We start from the raw sequence: 20,787 nt of genomic DNA on the forward strand, positions 1-20,787 counted from the left end.
GTCGCTGAATCGTGGAGAACCTGATTGCGCTGCTGGTAGCGGCGCCTCTGCTCGGAGCGGCCGTACTGCTGTGCGGCGGCAGGCGGCTCGATGCCGTCGGCCACTGGATCGGCACGGCGCTCGCGGCCGCGTCCTTCGTGATCGGCGCGATCCTCTTCGCCGACATGCTGGGCAAGAGCGCGGACCACCGGGCCATGAGCCAGTACCTGTTCAGCTGGGTCCCCGTCGAGGGCTTCCAGGCGGACGTCTCCTTCCAGCTCGACCAGCTGTCGATGACGTTCGTCCTGCTGATCACCGGCGTCGGCTCACTGATCCACCTGTACTCGATCGGATACATGGAGCACGACGAGCGGCGCCGCCGCTTCTTCGGCTACCTGAACCTGTTCCTCGCGGCGATGCTGCTGCTCGTCCTCGCCGACAACTACCTGCTGCTGTACGTCGGCTGGGAGGGCGTCGGCCTCGCCTCGTACCTGCTGATCGGCTTCTGGCAGCACAAGCCCAGCGCCGCCACCGCCGCGAAGAAGGCCTTCCTGGTCAACCGCGTCGGCGACATGGGCCTGTCGATCGCCATCATGCTGATGTTCACCACCTTCGGGTCCTTCGCCTTCGGGCCGGTGCTCGGTACCGAGGGGCACCCGGGGCTCGTCGGTGGTGCGACCGAGGGCAAGCTCACCGCAGTCGCCCTGATGCTGCTGCTCGCCGCCTGCGGCAAGTCCGCCCAGGTGCCGCTGCAGTCCTGGCTCGGGGACGCGATGGAGGGCCCGACCCCGGTCTCGGCCCTCATCCACGCCGCGACCATGGTGACCGCGGGTGTCTACCTGATCGTCCGCTCCGCCGCGATCTTCAACGCCGCGCCCGACGCCCAGCTCGTCGTCACCGTGGTCGGTGCCGTCACGCTCCTGTTCGGTGCGATCGTCGGTTGCGCGAAGGACGACATCAAGAAGGCGCTCGCCGGATCGACGATGTCGCAGATCGGCTACATGGTGCTGGCCGCGGGCCTCGGCCCCATCGGCTACGTCTTCGCGATCATGCACCTGGTGACGCACGGCTTCTTCAAGGCCGGCCTGTTCCTCGGCGCCGGCTCGGTCATGCACGGCATGAACGACGAGGTCGACATGCGCAAGTACGGCGGCCTGCGCACGTACATGCCGATCACCTTCGTCACCTTCGGCCTCGGCTACCTCGCCATCATCGGCTTCCCGGGCCTGTCCGGCTTCTTCTCCAAGGACAAGATCATCGAGGCGGCCTTCGCGAAGGGCGGCACCGAGGGCTGGATCCTCGGCGGCGCGGCCCTGCTGGGCGCGGCCATCACGGCGTACTACATGACGCGCGTGATGATCATGACGTTCTTCGGGGAGAAGCGCTGGCAGCCGGACGCCGAAGGGCATGAGCCGCACCCGCACGAGTCCCCGAGGTCCATGACGATCCCCATGATCGTGCTGGCCTTCGGATCGGTCTTCGCGGGCGGTTTCTTCAGTATCGGCGACCGCTTCCTCAACTGGCTGGAGCCGGTCACCGGGCACTCGGAGGGCAACTCGCCCGTCAGCGCCCTCACGGTCACGCTGGCCACCATGGTGCTGCTCGTCGTCGGCGCCGGAATCGCGTACGCCCAGTACGGGCGCAGCCCCGTCCCGGTCGTCGCCCCGCGCGGTTCCCTGCTCACCCGGGCCGCCCGGCGCGACCTGCTCCAGGACGACTTCAACCACGTCGTGCTGGTGCGCGGCGGGGAGCACCTCACACGCTCCCTGGTGTACGTCGACCACACCCTGGTCGACGGGGTCGTCAACGGCACCGCGGCCTCCATGGGCGGCCTCTCCGGGCGGCTGCGCAAACTGCAGAACGGCTATGCGCGCAGTTACGCGGTCTCGATGTTCGGCGGTGTGGCGATCCTCGTCGCCGCGACCCTGCTGATGAGGGCGGTCTGATACCGATGTCCTTTCCTCTGCTGACAGCGACGGCGGCGCTCCCGGCGGTCGGGGCGATCGCCACGGCCGCCGTGCCGGCCGCTCAACGCGTCGCCGCCAAGTGGCTGGCGCTGCTCGTCTCGCTCGCCACGCTCGTCCTGGCCGCGATCGTGCTCGTACGCTTCGACCCCGGCGGCGACCGCTACCAGCTCACCGAATCCCACGCCTGGATCAAGGACTTCGGGGTGCGGTACGAGCTGGGCGTGGACGGCATCGGGGTGGCGCTCGTCGCGCTGACCGCGCTGCTGATCCCGTTCGTGATCCTGGCGGGCTGGCACGACGCCGACCCACAGGAGACAGGAAGCAGGCGCTGGCGGCCGACCCAGGGCTTCTTCGGCCTGATCCTGGCCGTCGAGGCGATGGTGATCATCTCCTTCGAGGCCACCGACGTCTTCCTCTTCTACATCTTCTTCGAAGCCATGCTGATCCCGATGTACTTCCTCATCGGCGGCTTCGGGGACCGTGCCCACGAGCACGGGAACGACGCGGCGGCGACCCAACGCTCGTACGCCGCGGTGAAGTTCCTCCTCTACAACCTGGTCGGCGGCCTGATCATGCTGGCCGCCGTCATCGGCCTCTACGTAGTGGCCGGAAACTTCTCGCTCCAGGAGATCGTGCAGGCCCGCGCCAGTGGCTCGCTGCACATGGCGACCAACACGGAGCGGTGGCTGTTCCTCGGTTTCTTCTTCGCGTTCGCGGTGAAGGCGCCCCTGTGGCCGCTGCACACCTGGCTGCCCAACGCCATGGGAGAGGCCACGGCCCCGGTCGCGGTACTGATCACGGCGGTGGTCGACAAGGTCGGTACCTTCGCGATGCTCCGCTTCTGCCTCCAGCTCTTCCCGGAGGCGAGCAAGTGGGCGACGCCCGTCATCCTCGTCCTCGCCCTCATCAGCATCATCTACGGGGCGCTGCTCGCGGTCGGCCAGCGGGACATCAAACGGCTGGTGGCGTACGCGTCGATCTCGCACTTCGGGTTCATCATCCTGGGCATCTTCGCGATGACCAGCCAGGGCCAGTCGGGCGCGACGCTCTACATGGTCAACCACGGGATCTCGACCGCCGCCCTGATGCTGGTGGCGGGCTTCCTGATCTCGCGGCGCGGTTCGCGTCTGATCGCCGACTACGGAGGGGTGCAGAAAGTCGCCCCGGTGCTCGCGGGCACCTTCCTGATCGGCGGTCTCGCGACCCTCTCGCTCCCCGGGCTCGCGCCCTTCGTGAGTGAATTCCTGGTCCTGGTGGGCGCGTTCGAGCGCTACCCGGCCGTCGGCATCGTCGCCACCTTCGGCATCGTCCTCGCCGCGCTCTACACACTCGTCCTCTATCAGCGGACGATGACGGGCCCGGTGAAGGCGGAGGTAGCCGAGATGCCCGACCTCAGGGTGCGTGAGCTTTTGGTGGTCGCCCCGCTGATCGCCCTGCTGATCTTCCTGGGCGTCTATCCGAAGCCGGTCACCGACATCGTCAACCCGGCGGTTCAGCAGACCATGTCCGACGTCCATAAGACGGACCCCAAGCCCGAGGTGGAGGCGGCCAAGTGAGCACAGCAGCTGTCCACAGCCTGTGGACAACCGCGGCCGAACCGATCTCCAAGATCGACGCGCCGAAGATCGAATACGGGCAATTGTCGCCCACCCTGATCGTGATCGGGGCGGCGCTCGTAGGGGTGCTCGTCGAGGCCTTCGTGCCGCGCAAGTCCCGCTACTACGCGCAGGTCTTTCTGTCCGTCGTCGCGCTCGCCGCCGCCTTCGCCGCGGTGATCGCACTGGCGGCGGGCGGATACGGCACCACGAAGGCGCACATCGCGGCCATGGGCGCGATCGCCGTCGACGGACCGTCCCTGTTCCTGCAAGGCACGATCCTGCTGGCGGGCATCCTCGGTGTCTTCACCTTCGCCGAGCGACGGCTCGACCCGGAGGCGCACGGCAACCGCGTCGACTCGTTCGCCGCGCAGGCCGCCTCCGTGCCCGGCAGCGACAGCGAGAAGGCCGCGGTGAAGGCCGGGTTCACCACCACCGAGGTGTTCCCGCTGCTGCTCTTCGCGATCGGCGGCATGCTGGTCTTCCCGTCGGCCAACGACCTGCTGACCCTGTTCATCGCGCTGGAAGTCTTCTCGCTGCCCCTCTATCTGCTGTGCGCCGTGGCCCGCCGCAAGCGGCTCATGTCGCAGGAGGCCGCGGTCAAGTACTTCCTGCTCGGCGCCTTCGCCTCCGCGTTCACCCTCTTCGGCATCGCCCTGCTCTACGGCTACGCGGGCTCCGTGTCGTACGCGACGATCGCGCAGGTCGTGGACGGCACGATCCCGAACGTCGACCCGGCGCTCGCCGGCACCATGGGCAACGACGTGCTGCTGCTCATCGGCGCCGCGATGGTCGTCATGGGCCTGCTCTTCAAGGTCGGCGCGGTGCCGTTCCACATGTGGACCCCCGACGTCTACCAGGGTGCGCCGACACCGGTCACCGGCTTCATGGCCGCGGCGACGAAGGTGGCCGCCTTCGGGGCGCTGCTGCGGCTGCTGTACGTCGTCCTGCCGGGCCTGCGCTGGGACTGGCGGCCGGTCATGTGGGCCGTCGCGATCGTCACCATGCTGGGCGGTGCGATCGTCGCGATCACCCAGACCGACATCAAGCGGCTCCTGGCGTACTCGTCCATCGCGCACGCCGGATTCATCCTCGCGGGCGTCATCGCGACCTCGCGGGACGGCGTCTCGTCAGTCCTCTTCTACCTGGCCGCGTACTCGTTCGTGACGATCGGGGCCTTCGCGGTCGTGACCCTGGTCCGCGACGCGGGCGGCGAGGCGACGCACCTGTCGAAGTGGGCGGGCCTCGGACGCCGCTCACCGCTGGTGGCGGCGGTCTTCGCGGTCTTCCTGCTGGCCTTCGCGGGCATCCCGCTGACCTCCGGCTTCGCCGGGAAGTTCGCCGTCTTCAAGGCGGCGGCGGAGGGCGGCGCGGGCCCGCTGGTCGTGGTCGGTGTGATCTCGTCGGCGATCGCGGCGTTCTTCTACATCCGCGTGATCGTGCTCATGTTCTTCAGCGAGCCCCGGCCGGAGGGACCGACGGTCGCCGTGCCCTCGCCGCTGACCATGACGGCGATCGGGTTCGGCGTGGCGGTCACGCTGGTGCTCGGTGTGGCGCCGCAGTACTTCCTGAACCTGGCGAGCCAGGCGGGAGTCTTCGTCCGCTGAACCACGCACCGGCCGGGCCCCGCTCCCTCCTCGTGAGGGAGCGGGGCCCGAGCCATGTCCGGTCGGCCGCGTGGCCCGTGTGTCCCGCGTGCGTCAGGGGGCTGTGCGGGCTGGACGGGCCGGGCGCCGGTGCGTAGGGAAGTCGGCCAGTCACAGCCTGTGGATAACTCCGAGACTGTCGGCGCGGACCCCTATCGTGGACGCAGTGGTCGAGGCGCGACGTACGGGGGACAGGACGATGGGCGGGACGGGTGTGATGACCGAAGCGGACGCGACGGAGACACTGGGAGTGAGCGAGGCACTGGCCACGCTCCACCGGGTCTTCGGGTACGACGCCTTCCGCGGCGAGCAGGAAGCGATCATCGAGCACGTGGTGGCGGGCGGTGACGCTGTCGTCCTGATGCCGACGGGTGGCGGCAAGTCGCTCTGCTACCAGATTCCGGCCCTGGTCAGACCGGGTACGGGCGTCGTGGTCTCCCCCCTCATCGCGCTGATGCAGGATCAGGTGGACGCGTTGCGCGCGCTGGGCGTGCGGGCCGGGTTCATGAACTCCACGCAGGACTTCGACGAGCGGCGCGTGGTGGAGGCCGAGTTCCTGTCAGGGGAGCTCGACGTGCTCTACCTGGCCCCGGAGCGCCTGCGCCTGGAGACCACGCTGGACCTGCTGTCACGCGGGAAGATCTCCGTCTTCGCGATCGACGAGGCGCACTGCGTGGCCCAGTGGGGCCACGACTTCCGCCCCGACTATCTGGCGCTCTCACTGCTCGGCGAGCGCTGGCCGGACGTCCCGCGCATCGCGCTGACGGCCACGGCCACCCGCGCGACGCACAAGGAGATCACCCAGCGCCTGGCCATGCCGACCGCCCGTCACTTCGAGGCGAGCTTCGACCGTCCCAACATCCAATACCGGATCGTCCCGAAGGCCGATCCCAAGAAGCAGCTGCTGTCCTTCCTTCGCGACGAGCACGCGGGCGACGCGGGCATCGTGTACTGCCTCTCGCGCAACTCGGTGGAGAAGACGGCCGAGTTCCTCTCCCGCAACGGCGTCGAGGCGGTGCCGTACCACGCGGGTCTGGACGCGGGCACCCGCGCCACCCACCAGTCGCGCTTCCTGCGCGAAGAGGGCCTGGTCGTGGTCGCCACCATCGCCTTCGGCATGGGTATCGACAAGCCGGACGTGCGGTTCGTCGCCCACCTCGACCTGCCCAAGTCGGTCGAGGGCTATTACCAGGAGACGGGACGCGCGGGTCGTGACGGACTGCCGTCCACGGCATGGATGGCGTACGGGCTTCAGGACGTCGTCCAGCAGCGCAAGATGATCCAGGGCTCGGAGGGCGACGAGGCGTTCCGCCGCCGGGCCGCCGCCCACCTGGACTCGATGCTGGCCCTGTGCGAGACGGTCCAGTGCCGGCGCTCCCAGCTCCTCGCCTACTTCGGCCAGGACCCGCACACCCCGGCATGCGGCAACTGCGACACGTGCCTCGCACCGCCCGAGACCTCGGACGGCACGGTCGTGGCACAGAAGCTGCTGTCCACGGTGGTACGGCTGCAGCGCGAGCGCGGACAGAAGTTCGGCGCCGGCCAGATCATCGACATCCTGCTGGGGCGGCGCACCGCCAAGGTGATCCAGTTCGATCACGACCAGCTGTCCGTGTTCGGCATCGGTGAGGACCTCGCCGAGTCCGAATGGCGCGGCGTGGTGCGGCAGTTGCTGGCGCAAGGCCTGCTCGCGGTCGAGGGCGAGTACGGGACGCTGGTGCTGACCGAGGAGAGCGGGACGGTGCTGCGGCGCGAGCGCGAGGTGCCGCTCCGCAAGGAGCCGCCGAAGCCCACCGTCTCCCGCTCGTCCTCCTCCTCGCGGGGCGATCGCAAGGCCAAGGCCGCCGCGGTCGACCTGCCCCAGGAGCTCGTCCCCGCCTTCGAGGCGCTGCGCTCCTGGCGCGCCGAACAGGCCAAGGAACAGGGCGTCCCGGCCTACGTCATCTTCCACGACGCCACGCTCCGGGAGATCGCCACGGTGTGGCCCACCTCGGTCGAAGGACTCGGCGGCATCAGCGGGGTGGGCGAGAAGAAGCTCGCGACATACGGAGAGGGCGTGATCGGAGTGCTCGCCTCCCTGGGTGGCGGTGCCCCCGGAGCGGCACCGGCCGCCGCGGCCGGTGAGGCACCGGACCCGGACTGGCCCGAGATGGACGCGGAACCGGAGCCGGAGGACTGGATATAGGGCACCCCGGCCCTCTGCCCAGCTCTCTGCTCAGCCCTGTGGGCACAGGGCCCGTGACGCGTACGCCCTGACGTCCGCGTCGGAGTCCGCCGTGGCCGTGGCCAGGGCCGCGCGGGCGTCCTCGTCGATCGCGGAGTGCTGCACGAGGGCCAGGACCGTCGCCTTGCGGACGTCGGCGTTCGGGTCTTCCAGAGCCCGGGCCAGCGCCGGGACGGCGACCCGGGCCTCCGCGGCGGACAGCGCGGTCGCGGCGCCGGAGCGGACCTGCCAGGCGGGGTCGGCCTGGGCGGCGACGGCACGCACGGCCAGGGACGTCGAACAGCCGGTGACGGCCAGCGTCGCGAAGGCCGCTGCCCGGACCAGGGCGTCCGGATCGGTCGTGAGCCGGTCGAGGGTGTCCGCGACGAGCTTTCCCGGGGTCACGTTGGCGAGGGCCTTGGCCACCGTGACGCGGACCTCGCGGGACGGGTCGGCCGCGGCCCGGCTCAGGTGCTCCGCGGCGTCGACGGAGACGAGGGCGCGCACGGCCTCGACGCGGACGGCGATCTCGGGATCGGCGAGGGCGTCCGCGAACAGTTCACCGTCGCCCAGGCGCAGCGCGCGCAGGACGTCCAGGGCGGCGGCGCGTACGACGGGATCGTCCTCGGCGAGGGCGGCGGCGAGGCCTTCGCTCAGGTTCGGCTCGGCCGGCAGGGTCTCCACCAGCTCGCGCAGCGAGGCCGCGGCGGTGGCCCGTACGTCGCCGTGCGGGTCCCGGAGTGCGGCGGCGAGGGCGGGGCCGGTGCCGGGCGGCACGGTCTCGGTGAGGACGTCGACGGCCGAGCGTCGGACAGCGGGGGACGGGTCGTCCAAGTAGGGCAGTAGCGCGGTGAGTTCGGGCTCCTGTTCCGTGAGGGCGAGAAGTTCGAGGAGGCGGGGCGAGGTGCCGGCGCCGGTGTGGTCGAGTCCCCTGCGGTCGGGATCGGTGACGGGGACCGTGCCGGAAGGGGGCGCCGAGGCCACCGGCGCGGCGTCTTGTGCCCCCGCCGTGGCGACCGGCTCCGGGTGGACCTCGCCGAGGTGTCGGGAGGCGCCGCCCGTCGGGGCGAAGTCGGGAACCGGGACGAGATAGGGGGCCACGGGACGGGCCGTGAACTTCATGGAGCCGGAGGGGGACTTGTGCAGGTCGAGGTGGTGGAACCAGGAGTCGTCGTCGCGCGCGGGATGGTCCGTGCGGTCGTGGTACAGGCCCCAGCGGGACTCCGTGCGGGCCAGGGAGGCGCGGGCCGCCATCTCCGCGCAGTCGCGGATGAACGTGACCTCGGCGCACCGCATCAGCTCGTGCGGAGTGCGGGCACCCATCTCCGCGATGTCCGCGCGCATCCGCTCGAACGCCTCCAGGGCGAGGGAGAGCCGGGCGCCGGACTTCGGCGGCGCCACGTAGTCGTTCACGAAGCGGCGGAGCTTGTACTCGACCTGGGACTGCGGGGGCCCGTCCGGGTGGTGCAGCGGGCGGTAGACCAGTTCGTGTGCGTCGCGCAGCTGGTCCTGCGGCAACTCGCCCTCGTAGGGCTTGTACTGGGCGGCGTCCGCTCCCGCGAGGTCGCCGAAGACGAACGCGCCGATCATGTAGTTGTGGGGGACACAGGCCAGGTCCCCGGCGGCGTACAGACGGGGCACGGTCGTACGGGCGTGGTCGTCGACCCGTACGCCCGAAGCGGAGTGGCCGCCGCACAGACCGATCTCGGAGATGTGCATCTCGATGTCATGGGTGCGGTAGTCGTGGCCGCGACCGGCGTGGAAGGTACCGCGCGTGGGGCGTTCGGTGGTGTGCAGAATGGACTCGAGGGCGCTGATGGACTCCTCGGGGAGGTGGCTGAGCTTGAGGTACACCGGGCCCCGGTCCGAGGCGATCTCGGCGGCGAACTCGGCCATCATCTGGCCCGACCAGTAGTCGGAGTCGACGAAGCGTTCGCCGTGCCGGTTGACCTGGTAGCCGCCGAAGGGGTTGGCGACGTAGGCGCAGGCGGGACCGTTGTAGTCCTTGATCAGCGGGTTGATCTGGAAGCACTCGATGCCGGTGAGTTCGGCCCCGGCGTGGTAGGCCATGGCGTAGCCGTCACCGGCGTTGGTCGGGTTCTCGTACGTGCCGTAGAGGTAGCCGGAGGCGGGCAGGCCGAGGCGGCCGCAGGCGCCGGTCGCGAGGATCACGGCCCCGGCGCGTACGGAGACGAACCGCCCGGTGCGGGTGTTGAAGCCCGCGGCACCCACCGCACGCCCCTCCGCCGTGAGGACCCGTACCGGCATCACCCGGTTCTCGATGCGGATGCGCTCGCGCATCTCGCGGCGCCGCAACTGCCGGTAGAGGACCTTCTTGACGTCCTTGCCCTCGGGCATCGGCAGCACGTACGAGCCGGAGCGGTGCACCTGGCGGACCGCGTACTCGCCGTGCTCGTCCTTTTCGAACTTCACGCCGTACGACTCCAGGCGCCGCACCATCGCGAAGCCGCGGGTCGCGGTCTGGCGGACGGTGGACTGGTCGACGATGCCGTCGTTGGCGCGGGTGATCTCGGCGACGTAGTCGTCGGGTTCGGCGCGGCCGGGGATCACGGCGTTGTTGACGCCGTCCATGCCCATGGCGAGAGCGCCGGAATGGCGGACGTGCGCCTTCTCCAGGAGGAGGACATCGGCCCCGTGCTCGGCGGCGGTGAGTGCCGCCATGGTGCCGGCCGTGCCGCCGCCGATGACGAGGACGTCGCAGGACAGCTCTTCGGCGTCCGCGAGCGCGGGGATCTCCACGGGAGTGTCGACGGGGGTGTCCACGAGGGTGCCTTTCAGGTGCTGAGGGACGTGAGGACCTCGCGGCGCAGGCTGAGCCGCGCCGGGTCGTCGAGTGCGGATCGATCACGCGGGCGCGGTACTTCACGTACGGCGAGAAGCCGGCCGGGGCTGCCGGGACCGCTGTCGTCGGCCGGGTGCCCGGAGCCGAGGAGTGCGACCCGGTCGCCCAGGAACAGCGCCTCGTCCACGTCGTGGGTGACGAAGACGACGGTCGCTCCGGTGCCGTGCAGTACCTCGACGAGGAGGCCCTGCATGCCGGCGCGGGTCTGGGCGTCGAGGGCGCCGAAGGGTTCGTCCATGAGGACGGCGCGGGGTGCTCCGGCGAGGGCGCGGGCGAGCTGGACGCGCTGGCGCTGGCCGCCGGAGACGCGATGCGGCAACTGCCGTTCGCGGTCGGCGAGTCCGACGCGGGCGAGCCAGACCGAGGCCTGCGCGCGTCGCTCGGTGCGGGACGAGCCCTTGATGGCCAGCGGGAGTTCGACGTTGGCGCGCAGGGTGCGCCAGGGAAGGAGGGCGTCCTCCTGGAAGACGAGGGCCCGGTCGGCACCGGGGCCCACCAGGGGGCGACCGTCCTGGGTGACGGTTCCGGCGAGTGCGGGCAGCAGCCCGGCGAGGGTGCGCAGGAGGGTCGACTTGCCGCAGCCGGAGGGGCCGACGACGGTGAGGATCTCGCCGGGGGTGGTGTCCAGGTCGACGCCTTCGAGGACGGGGGCGCCGGGGCGGCCGAGCGAGGCGCGGGTGAGGGACAGCCGGGTGCCGCGTGCGGCGACGGGCGTCCCGGTCTCAGACGAGGTGCTCATCGCACACCCCCTCCTCGCGGACAGGCTCCGGGACGGACGAGACCGGGGCGGGGGCCCTGCGCACGCGCGCCGCGGCGACGTACTCGGTGCGTGGCAGCCACCGGGTGAGCCATCGCCCCACGCGCTCGACGGCCGTGGAGGTGACCCAGCCCAGCACACCGATCGTGACCATGCCGACGAAGACACCGGGATAGTCGACGACGGTGTAGTCCTGCCAGGTGCGGTAGCCGACGCCGTACTGGCCGGAGATCATCTCGGCGGAGATCACACAGATCCACGAGACGCCGATGCCGACCGAGAGACCGCCGAAGATCCCGGGGAGGGCGCCGGGCAGGACGACCGAGCCGAGGATCCGCCATCGGCCGCCGCCCATGGTGCGCACCGCCTCCTCCCACACGGGGACGAGGGCCCGAACCGCGTGCCGGGTGGAGACCAGGACCGGGAAGAAGGCGGCGGCGCAGGTGATGAAGACGATGCCCTGTTCGTTGCTGGGGAAGAGGAGGATCGCCACCGGGACGAGCGCGATCGCGGGGATCGGCCTGAGCACCTCCACCAGCGGGCCGAGCAGGTCCTCGGCGAGGCGCGAGCGGGCCACGAGCACGCCCGTGGCCACCCCCAGGACGGCCGCAAGCAGGAAGCCGGTGAGGATCCGGGTGAGGCTGTCGGTGAGGTCCGTCCAGTAGTCGTGGCCGCCGAGGCGGCCAGCGAAGGCACGGGCCACGTCGGCGACGGTCGGGAACTGCGAGAAGCGCAGCCAGAGGTCGACGTTCAGGCTGGTCAGCAGCTGCCAGGCGGTCAGGGCCACGGCGAGCGACGCGGCCCTGACGAGATACCGGGTCATGACGCCCGCTCCAGCGCGGAGGCGTACGAGATCGTGTGCGCGCCCTGGTGGCCGGCGAGGTACGCCAGGGCTGTCGCCGCCGTGACGAAGGGGCGCAGGTCGCTGCCGTCGGCCACCCACACCGCCCGGTCGGCGAACCACAGGGTGCCGGTCGTGGCGTCGGGGACGTACGCGGCGCGGACGGTGTCGCGGTGGGAGGACACGTAGTGGAGGAGAGCGGAGGGGGAGGCGAAGGTAAGGGTCGAGGAGGCGCCCTTGGGCCACACCTCGCTCGCGGCCGGTGGAGGTGACGCGGCGAGCTGATCGGCGTACGCGGTCGGGCCGAGGGCCCGCTTCACGTACTGGTCGTCGACGAAGGCGTCCACGTCGACGTCGCCCACGAGCTTCGCCGACTTCAGGACGGAGACGTCCTTCTTCAGCGCGGAGATCAGCTGGGACTTGAGGGCCGGGTCGAAGGTGGCGATGCCGTGAGCGCCGTTGTAGAGGTAGACGACCTCAGCGGGCAGATCGGTCGCCTTCGCGACCTTCTGGGCGGCGGCCAGCGGGTGGTCGTGCAGATAGGCCGTCGCCTCCGACTGCGCCCGGAGGAAGGCCTCCAGCACGGCCGGACGCTTCTTCGCGAAGTCCTCGCGGGCGGTGACGCCGTGGAAGGTCGGCAGATCGAGTGCGGCGCCGTCGTACAGGGCCTTCGCCTTGCCCTGGAAGGCGAGCAGGCCGGGCCAGGCGACGAACTGCGACAGCGCGTCGGTGCTGCCCGCGGTGAGGGCCGAAGCGCCCACCGCGGGCTGCTGGTTGAGCTTCTGGATGCCCCTGTCCGGGTCGATTCCGGCGCGCTGCAGGGCTCGTACGAGGGTGCCGTCGGCCGCCGAACCGATGCTGGTGGACACCTTCTTGCCGCGCAGGTCGTCGAGGGTGGCGAGCTTCGAGTCCGGCGCCGTGACGATGGTGTTGAGGCCGCCTCGGAGGTTGTAGCCGGTGACGGAGACGAGGCGGGTGGGGCGGCCGAGCTGTTTGCCGCGGGCCGCGTTGATCAGCAGCGGGAAGTCACCCATCGAGCCGATGTCGATCTTCCCGGCGGTCATCTGGGCGGTGATCGGGGCGCCGGTCGCGTAGTCCTGCCAGTTCACCTTGTACGTGGTGCCGTCGCTCAGGGCGTTCAACTCCCTCTCGAAGGAGCCGAGGGAACGAAGCAGGGTTCCCGCCGTGACGGTGTTGATGGTCTTGGACTGGTAGCCGACCGTGATGGTGACCGTGGAGCCGGCGCCGGTCGTGGTGCCGCTGCCGCAGGCGGTGAGAGGAAGCACGAGGGCGGCCGTGGCCAGGGCGGCGAATGCCTTGAGTTTCATGGGAGTTCGGTCCTCTCACCGGAGGAGGTAGGGCATGTTGACCGTGACGGCCCCGGTGGGGCAGCGGGCCGCGCAGGGGCCGCAGTACCAGCACTCGTCGACGTGCATGTACGCCTTGCCGTTGCTCTCGTCGATGGCGAGGGAGTCCAACGGGCACATGTCCACGCAGAGCGTGCAGCCGTCGATGCACTTCGACTCGTCGATGGTCACGGGCACGTCGGCCCGCTGGGGCGCCAAGGGCATGGCTGTCTCCAGAAAAGTCGTGCGTGGGATGAACCGGAAGGACCCTTCGAAACGATGAAGGGGTGGAGGGGCGCGGCGGTGAGGGGCGCGGCGGTGAAAGGGAGCTGTGGTGGGGGGCGTGGTGCGGTGAGGAAGGGAGGTGACGGTGGCGTGGTGAGCAGAGGCGTCAGAGCGCGCGGTTGAGCTGGCCGCTCATCGTGATGCGGTCGCCGCGGAAGCGGATGAACTCCAGGTCCACGGGGCGGCCGTCGGCGAGGTGAGTGAGCCGCTCCAGCATGAGGACGGCCGCACCGCGGGGCGCTTGCAGGACGGCCGCCGAGTGTGCGTCGGAGTTGACCGCCTCCAGGGTGATCTCGGCGTGCCCCAGCGGCTGGCCGGCGATGGCTTCCAGGAGGCGGAAGACATCGGTGTTCTCCAGGTCGGCGCCGAGCAGGGCGGTGCCGAGGTCGAGCGGGATGTAGGTGAGGTCGAGGGAGAGAGGGAGTCCGTCGAGGCGGCGGAGGCGTTCGATGTAGAGGACGTCGGCGCCGGGGGCGATACGGAGGCGGTCGGCCACGGGGGTGGGCGCGGCCACGGGGCCGACCGTGCGGACCTCGTTGGTGACCTGGCCGTGTTCGCGCAGGGTCTCCGCGAGTCCCATCAGCCGGTCGAGTCCGTGCGGGTACTTCTGGGCGACGACGACGGTGCCGACGCCGGGGAGGCGCTGCACCAATCCCTCCGCGCGGAGCAGGTCCAGGGCCTGGCGGACGGTGTTGCGCGAGGCGCGGTAGTCGGTGCCGAGGGCGGCTTCGTGCGGCAGGGCGCCGTCCGGGAAACCGCCGGTCAGCACCTGGTGGCGGAGCAGGTCGGCGAGTTGCCTCGCCCGGTCCGCGCGCAGCCGACGCCGGTGGGCGGCGACGGTGGTCGCGCCGGGGCCGGCGTGCTCTCGGACGCGTTCGGTGGGCATGCGACGGACCATACCGACGGGGTGCGGGTGGTGGTGTTGCTGGAGTGTTGCGCCACCTGTCGATGGTGAAGGTCGGTGGTTGGCCTGCGGTTTTGGCCGGGAGGAGGGGAGATCTGCCACCCGTGGGGGCGCGGTGTGGGGCGGGGGTGTCTTGTGGGTGCGGGGGCGTGGGGCCGACGGGGTAGGGGTCGTCGCCCCCGCCGCCCCTACCCGTCCCATCCCAGGGGCTCCGCCCCTTCGACCCCCTGGGCTGCCCTCCCCGGGGGAACCACCGCGGGGCTTCGCCCCTGCCACCCCGGCGGGGTTTGCACCCCCGGAACAGTGCGGGCCCATTGCCCTTGGATTCCGCCGGGGTTGTTGCCCCAGACTCCGCCGGGGCAGTTGCCCCCGGACGCCGCTGGAGTCAGGAGGGGTTGGGTGCCGGGGTGATGCGGCCCCTCACCTCGCCCAGTCCCACTCGTGTGCCGCCGGGGCCCGGGGCCCAGGCCGTCAGGGTGACCTCGTCGCCGTCCTCCAGGAAGGCCCGCTTGCCGTCGGGGAGGTCAAGGGTGTCGCGGCCGTTCCAGGTGAGTTCCAGGAGGGAGCCGCGTTCGTGCTCGGAGGGGCCGCTGACCGTTCCCGAGCCGTACAGGTCGCCGGTGCGCAGGGAGGCTCCGTTGACCGTCATGTGGGCCAGTTGCTGGGCGGCCGTCCAGTACATGGTGGAGAAGGGGGGTTCGGAGACGACGTGGCCGTTGACGGCGACGGAGATACGGAGGTCGTAGCCGCCGGGCTCGTCCTCGGAGTCGTCCAGGTAGGGGAGGAGCTGGTGCGTGCGGGCCGGGGGCGCGACCCGTGCGTCGTCCAGCGCGTCGAGCGGGGTGATCCAGGCCGACACGGAGGTGGCGAAGGACTTGCCGAGGAAGGGGCCGAGCGGGACGTACTCCCAGGCCTGGATGTCGCGCGCCGACCAGTCGTTGAGGAGGCAGAGGCCGAAGACGTGGTCGCGGAAGGAGGAGAGCGGGACGGACGTGCCCCTGGTCGAGGGTGCGCCGACCACGAAGCCGACCTCCGCCTCGATGTCGAGCCGGACGGAGGGGCCGAAGACGGGGGCGGTGTCGGAAGGAGCCTTGCGCTGGCCCGAGGGGCGGACCACCTCCGTGCCCGACACCACGACCGTGCCGGAGCGGCCGTGGTAGCCGATCGGCAGGTGCTTCCAGTTGGGGGTGAGGGAGTCGGTGGCGTCGGGGCGGAAGATCTGTCCGACGTTCCGGGCGTGGTTCTCGGAGGCGTAGAAGTCGACGTAGTCCGCGACCTCGAAGGGGAGGTGCAGGGTCACCTCGGAGAGAGGGTGCAGGAGGGGTGCGATGGTCTCCCGGTGGGCCGGGACCGTCACCCAGGCGGTGAGTGCGCGGCGTACGTCGGACCAGGCCGTGCGGCCGGCGGCGAGCAGCGGGTTCAGGGTGGGCTGCGCGAGCAGTTCGGCGTAGGGGGAGCCGAGTGCCCGGGCGGTCGCTCCCGCGTCGAGGACGTGGTCGCCGAGCCGGACGCCGACGCTCCGCTCGGACGCTCCGGCCCGGGAGAAGACGCCGTAGGGGAGGTTGTGCGGGCCGAAGGGATCGCCCTCGGGGACATCGAAGGGGGGCATCGGGTGGTGCCTCGCTTTCGTGGTCGTGCGCGCTGTGTGGTTCGTGTGACTGTCTTGGCCGTGTCATCCGCGCGGTGCATGTGCGGGTGTTTCACGTGTTCCGGGTGGTCGCGGCACAGGTTACGGGGGAGTGACGTGCTGTGGCAGTGCCCACCGAGTTGCCGCGAGTTGTCGTGAGTCGCCGGGGCGGTATCCGAAGAGTTGCCTCGACAGTGCCTAAAGAGTTCGCAATGTCCGAATAGGCCTTGTCGGACGCGGTAGTTCCGGCTTAGCGTCCTTTGGGGACACGGACGGGGTGGGTCCGGTCCGTAGGGGGGACACGTGGGGGGACCCGTGGCCAGGAGCGTCAGCGGAGTACCGGTCGACGCCGATCGGAACGTTCCGGGCCTGATCGTGAAGTTTGGCGACTATCCGCTGCACCACGGCGGTGTGGGCGCCATCCGAAGTCTGGGCCGCCTCGGCATACCGATGTATGCGATCACCGAGGACCGTTACACGCCTGCCGCGGCCTCGCGCTATCTGCGCCGTGCCTTCGTCTGGCCGACGACGGGGACGGAGGAGCCGGAGCGTCTCGTCGAGGGGTTGCTGCGGATCGGGGCCCGTATCGGGCGGCCGACGGTGCTCGTCCCGACGGACGAGGAGGCGGCCGTCCTGATCGCCGAGCACCAGGAGGAGCTGGGGGAGCGGTTTCTCTTCCCCCGGGTCGACGCCAAACTGCCCCGGCGCCTCGCCAGCAAGCAGGGCCTGCACGAACTCTGTGTGGAACACGGCATCCCCAGTCCGGCGGCGGCCTTTCCGCAGTCGTACGAGGAGATCGTGGAGTTCGCCGAGAGCGCTCGGTTTCCGATCGTCGCCAAGAACCGGGAGGCGTTCGTTCGCCGCAGCCAGCCGGCGGTGAACGGGACGACGAGGATCGCGACCCGGGAGGGGCTGCTGTCACTCGCCCGGGACTGGGGTGATCAGCCGGGCGTGATCCTCCAGGAGTACCTGCCCAGGGAGGAGGCGGAGGACTGGATCGTGCACGCGTACTTCGACGCGGACTCGACGCCGCTCGCGATGTTCACGGGCGTGAAGGTCCGCTCCTGGCCGCCGCACGCGGGAATGACGGCGAACGCGTACGTCGTCGACAATCCGGAACTCGCGGACCTCGCCGCACGTTTCATCAAACAGATCGGCTTCAGCGGCGTCATCGACCTCGACCTGCGCTTCGACCGGCGCGACGGGCAGTACAAACTCCTCGACTTCAACCCCCGGATGGGCGCGCAGTTCCGGCTCTTCGAGAACGAGTCGGGGATCGACGTCGTCCGGGCCATGCATCTCGACCTGACCGGGCGCACCGTTCCCGAAGGGGAACAACGGGCCGGTCACCGGTACATCGTGGAGAACATCGACCTGCCGGCCCTGCTCGCCTACCGGCGCAGCGGCTACACGACCCCGCACGCGCCGACTCGCGCGAGTGGCACGGAGCTGGCCTGGCTCGCGGGTGACGACCTGCGGCCGTTCTTCACGATGCTCGCGCGCTTCGTGCGGCCGGGCGCGAGGCATCTCTATCAGCTGTGGCGGACCAACCGCCGTGGCAACAGCACCAGTACGACCACGAAGTGACGAAAGTACGTCCTGGGGAGGGACTTCGTGATTCATCCGGTAGCAGTCATCGGTGCCGGCCCGTTCGGCCTGTCCACCGCCGCCCATCTGCGGGCGCGTGGCATCCCGGTGCGTGTGTTCGGCGAGCCCATGGTGAGCTGGCGTGACCACATGCCCGAGGGGATGCTCCTCAAGTCGACCCCGGTCGCGTCCAGTCTCGACGCCCCGCAGCCCGGCCACACGATCGCCGACTACTGCGACGCGGCGGGGATCCGCCGGCTCGTCACGGACGAGGACATCATTCCGGTCGAGACGTTCATCGCGTACGGCGAGTGGTTCCAGCAGAAGCTGGTGCCCGAGCTGGAGCGGGTGCGGGTGGTGTCCGTCGACCGCCGGGGCAGCGAGGGCTTCGAACTCAAGCTGGACTCGGGGGAGTCGTTCACGGCGCGGGCGGTCGTCGTGGCCACGGGACTGTACGGACTCGCCCATCTGCCACCCGAACTGGGCGGCGCGGCGGCGGACGGACCCACACCCACCGGCCCCGTCTCGCACAGTTCCCAGCACCACGACCTCACCCGGTTCTCCGGCAAGGAACTGATCGTCGTCGGCGCGGGCCAGTCCGCGCTGGAGACGGCGGCGCTCGCGGCGGAGGCGGGCGCGCAGGTCCGGGTGGTGTCCCGGGGACGGGGCAGGGTCGCCTTCGGCGCACCGCCCTGGAAGCAGCCGAAGCTGCGTCCCGAGTCGCCCTTCGGGCGCGCCTGGTCCCTGTGGGCGCTCAGCTACTACCCGCATCCGTACCGCTATCTGCCCGGCGAGGCCCGGCACTACCTGGTCCGCCGGGTGCTCGGCCCCCTCGGGGCGTGGTGGCTGCGCGACCGCTTCGAGGGCAAGGTCGAGGTCAGCGAGGTCTCCGGGATCGTTCGCGCCGACGTCTCGGACGGGCGTCCGGTCCTCTCCGTGCAGACCCTGGGCGGCCGGGCCGAGGAGCTCGCCGCCGACCATGTCATCGCGGCGACCGGATATCGCGTCGACATCGCCGCGATGGACTTCCTGGGACACGAGTTGCGTACGGCACTCGCGGTGAGCCGCGGCACTCCCAAGCTCGGTGCGGGGTACTGCTCCTCGGTGCCCGGGCTGTACTTCACGGGGTTGCCGGCGGCAGCTTCGTACGGGCCGGTGATGCGGTTCGTGTGCGGTACGGAGTTCGCTTCGCCGCGGCTGGCCAAGCACTTGGCGGGCGCGCACGCATGAGGTGACGGGGGGCCGTACGGCCGGAGGGGTCGGTGACCGGTGGGCCACGCCGTGGGCGGGGCCCAACCCGCCGCGTCGGAGCTCGTGTTGGGTTCAGGCGGCCACAGTCACCGCAGCCGCGTCATCCTCTGGAGTGACATTCCGCTCGGAGTCTTTTCGTATCGCCCGCTTCGGTGGGCGGGGGCGGAAGTGCACTTTGTACGCCCGGTACGCCTCGTACGGTGAACGCAGTTGCTGACGGGATACCGGACGTCGTCCGGTTCCCGCCGGGCCGACGAGTCGTTCGATCCGTATTCTTCGGATCATGGCCGCTCCGACTGCATATTCACTTATCGCCACTGACCTGGACGGAACGCTGCTCCGCGGCGACGACACCCTCTCCGACCGGTCCCGGGCCGCGTTGGAGAGGGTCGCCGAGGCGGGCGCCCGACACCTGGTCGTGACGGGGCGCCCGGCGCCGAGAGTACGACCGTTGCTCGACGAACTCGGCGGCGCGGGGCTGGCGGTGTGCGGGCAGGGGGCGCAGCTGTACGACGCGGCGGCGGACCGACTGCTGTGGTCGGTGACCCTGGACAGGGAACTCGCGGAGACCGCGCTCGGCAAGATCGAGGCGGAAGTCGGGCTGCTCTACGCCGCGGTGGACCAGGACGGCGTGGACGGGCTGACGCTCATCGAGCCGGGGTACGTGATGCCGCATCCGACGCTTCCGGCGGTACGGGTGCGCCACCGCGACGACCTGTGGACGGAGCGGATCAGCAAGGTGTTGCTCCGTCACCCGTCGCTGTCCGACGACGAGTTGGCGTCGGCGGCCCGGGGTGTGGTGGGCTCGCTGGCCACCGTCACCATGTCGGGGCCCGGGACCGTCGAACTCCAGCCATGCGGCGTGACCAAGGCAACCGGTCTGGCGCTCGCCGCCGCCCACCTCGGTCTCACCCCCGCCGCCACCATCGCCTTCGGCGACATGCCCAACGACATCCCCATGTTCGACTGGGCCGCCCGGGGGGTCGCCATGGCCAACGCCCATCCGGAGCTGAAGGCGGTGGCCGACGAGGTGACGTTGTCGAACGAGGACGACGGGATCGCGGTGGTGCTGGAGCGGCTGTTCCCGTGCCGGTCGGATCGGTTCCGGGAGTCCGGAGAGCCCGGTGGGTCCCGGCAGCTCTCCGAGTCTCTCCGACCTCATCAGCCGTATCAGCCGCATCAGCCCCGGCAGTCGTACCAGCCCTACCGGCCCAACCAGCCCCACCAGTCCTGTCAGTAGGCCCCGTTGACGTTGTCGATCGAGCCGTACTTGTGCGCCGCGTAGTTGCAGGCCGCCGTGATGTTCGCGACCGGGTCGTAGGGGTTCATCGACGTGCCCGGCACGTGGTAGGCCTTGAACGTGGGGTCGATGACCTGGAGCAGGCCCTTGGAGGGGATGCCGGCCTTGGCGTTGGAGTCCCAGTTGTTGATGGCCAGGGGGTTTCCGGAGGACTCGCGCATGACGTTGCGGTGGATGCCGTTGTAGGTGCCGGGAATCTTGTTGCGGGCCATGATGTCCAGCGAGTGCTTGATCCATCCGTCGAGGTTGTTCGCGTACGTCTTCGACGTGGTGGGCGCCGTCTTAGCCGGGGTCTTCTTGGCGGGGATTTGGACGGTTTTGGTGCCCACGGTCAGGGTGAGGCCCGGACGGAGCGTCGTCGGGTTGGGGCCTATGACCGCGCGGTTGGCGGCGTACAGCTTCGCCGCGCCGCCGCTCTTGGGGTACTTCTGCGCGATCTTGGCCAGGGTGTCGCCCGCGACCACCTTGTACGTGATGAGCTGGACATCAGTGGTGGTGGCCGTGGCGGCCTGCGCGCAGGCCGCGCTCACGAGCGGAAGGGCGAGTGTGACTCCGCCCATTCCCGCGGCGAGGATGCCCCGAGTGAGCATGCCGTGGATCTTGAAGCTGCGGTGCTTGCCTCGTGCGGACATGGCG

At 70.4% G+C, this 20,787-nt stretch carries 14 protein-coding genes and 1 pseudogene; 7 read left to right on the forward strand and 8 right to left on the reverse strand.

Annotated features, from left to right (window positions below; genetic code table 11):
* Nucleotides 1-11 precede the first annotated feature (11 nt).
* The 4 genes from nuoL to recQ all read left to right on the forward strand — a co-directional run bounded on the left by nuoL (nt 12) and on the right by recQ (nt 7,372).
* Nucleotides 12-1,925: an NADH-quinone oxidoreductase subunit L gene (nuoL, locus tag OG798_RS31055; RefSeq protein WP_101400045.1), complete on the forward strand. Its 1,914-nt coding sequence runs from the start codon at nt 12-14 to the stop codon at nt 1,923-1,925.
* Between the two features lie 5 nt (nt 1,926-1,930).
* On the forward strand, nt 1,931-3,502 hold the full coding sequence (locus tag OG798_RS31060; RefSeq protein WP_095853173.1) for an NADH-quinone oxidoreductase subunit M: 1,572 nt from the start codon (nt 1,931-1,933) through the stop codon (nt 3,500-3,502).
* Nucleotides 3,499-5,148 (forward strand): NADH-quinone oxidoreductase subunit NuoN, encoded by a 1,650-nt coding sequence (nuoN, locus tag OG798_RS31065; RefSeq protein ID WP_095853172.1) that lies wholly within the window; start codon nt 3,499-3,501, stop codon nt 5,146-5,148. The genes OG798_RS31060 and nuoN overlap by 4 nt, the downstream gene beginning before the upstream one ends.
* 238 nt (nt 5,149-5,386) lie before the next feature.
* Nucleotides 5,387-7,372 carry a DNA helicase RecQ gene (gene recQ, locus OG798_RS31070; RefSeq protein ID WP_097225116.1) on the forward strand — a complete coding sequence of 662 codons (1,986 nt, stop codon included), beginning with the start codon at nt 5,387-5,389 and terminating at the stop codon, nt 7,370-7,372.
* Between the two features lie 30 nt (nt 7,373-7,402).
* On the opposite strand, the gene OG798_RS31075 is transcribed toward recQ, so the two are convergent.
* The 7 genes from OG798_RS31075 to fahA all read right to left on the reverse strand — a co-directional run bounded on the left by OG798_RS31075 (nt 7,403) and on the right by fahA (nt 15,995).
* Nucleotides 7,403-10,174, reverse strand: coding sequence for a fumarate reductase/succinate dehydrogenase flavoprotein subunit (locus tag OG798_RS31075; protein WP_443053882.1), 2,772 nt, complete (start codon nt 10,172-10,174; stop codon nt 7,403-7,405).
* 11 nt (nt 10,175-10,185) lie between these two features.
* A complete protein-coding gene (locus OG798_RS31080) occupies nt 10,186-10,992 on the reverse strand; it encodes an ABC transporter ATP-binding protein (protein WP_328758018.1) in 807 nt (268 codons plus the stop codon).
* On the reverse strand, nt 10,976-11,833 hold the full coding sequence (locus OG798_RS31085; protein ID WP_267062570.1) for an ABC transporter permease: 858 nt from the start codon (nt 11,831-11,833) through the stop codon (nt 10,976-10,978). The genes OG798_RS31080 and OG798_RS31085 overlap by 17 nt, the downstream gene beginning before the upstream one ends.
* Complete coding sequence (locus OG798_RS31090; RefSeq protein ID WP_121415361.1) at nt 11,830-13,179, reverse strand: ABC transporter substrate-binding protein; 1,350 nt, start codon at nt 13,177-13,179, stop codon at nt 11,830-11,832. The genes OG798_RS31085 and OG798_RS31090 overlap by 4 nt, the downstream gene beginning before the upstream one ends.
* 15 nt (nt 13,180-13,194) lie before the next feature.
* On the reverse strand, nt 13,195-13,422 hold the full coding sequence (locus tag OG798_RS31095; protein ID WP_010986276.1) for a 4Fe-4S dicluster domain-containing protein: 228 nt from the start codon (nt 13,420-13,422) through the stop codon (nt 13,195-13,197).
* Nucleotides 13,423-13,588: 166 nt separating this feature from the next.
* Nucleotides 13,589-14,368, reverse strand: coding sequence for a GntR family transcriptional regulator (locus OG798_RS31100; protein WP_179857080.1), 780 nt, complete (start codon nt 14,366-14,368; stop codon nt 13,589-13,591).
* Nucleotides 14,369-14,771: 403 nt separating this feature from the next.
* Nucleotides 14,772-15,995 (reverse strand): fumarylacetoacetase, encoded by a 1,224-nt coding sequence (fahA, locus tag OG798_RS31105; RefSeq protein ID WP_121415359.1) that lies wholly within the window; start codon nt 15,993-15,995, stop codon nt 14,772-14,774.
* A gap of 333 nt (nt 15,996-16,328) precedes the next feature.
* Here fahA and OG798_RS31110 point away from each other — a divergent pair, with 333 nt between their 5' ends.
* The 3 genes and pseudogenes from OG798_RS31110 to OG798_RS31120 form a co-directional block, all read left to right on the forward strand.
* On the forward strand, nt 16,329-17,600 hold the full coding sequence (locus OG798_RS31110) for a carboxylate--amine ligase (protein ID WP_095853164.1): 1,272 nt from the start codon (nt 16,329-16,331) through the stop codon (nt 17,598-17,600).
* A gap of 27 nt (nt 17,601-17,627) precedes the next feature.
* The gene (locus OG798_RS31115) at nt 17,628-18,830 is read left to right on the forward strand and encodes an FAD-dependent oxidoreductase (protein WP_095853163.1); all 1,203 of its coding nucleotides are present in this window, start codon (nt 17,628-17,630) and stop codon (nt 18,828-18,830) included.
* 304 nt (nt 18,831-19,134) lie between these two features.
* A pseudogene (locus tag OG798_RS31120) lies at nt 19,135-19,938 on the forward strand (HAD family hydrolase); the annotation flags it as partial.
* Between the two features lie 146 nt (nt 19,939-20,084).
* Here the strand turns inward: OG798_RS31120 and OG798_RS31125 are convergent.
* Nucleotides 20,085-20,783, reverse strand: coding sequence for a LysM peptidoglycan-binding domain-containing protein (locus tag OG798_RS31125; protein ID WP_267062571.1), 699 nt, complete (start codon nt 20,781-20,783; stop codon nt 20,085-20,087).
* Nucleotides 20,784-20,787 lie beyond the last annotated feature (4 nt).

This window comes from Streptomyces sp. NBC_00271 (assembly GCF_036178845.1).
Taxonomy (GTDB): Bacteria; Actinomycetota; Actinomycetes; order Streptomycetales; family Streptomycetaceae; genus Streptomyces.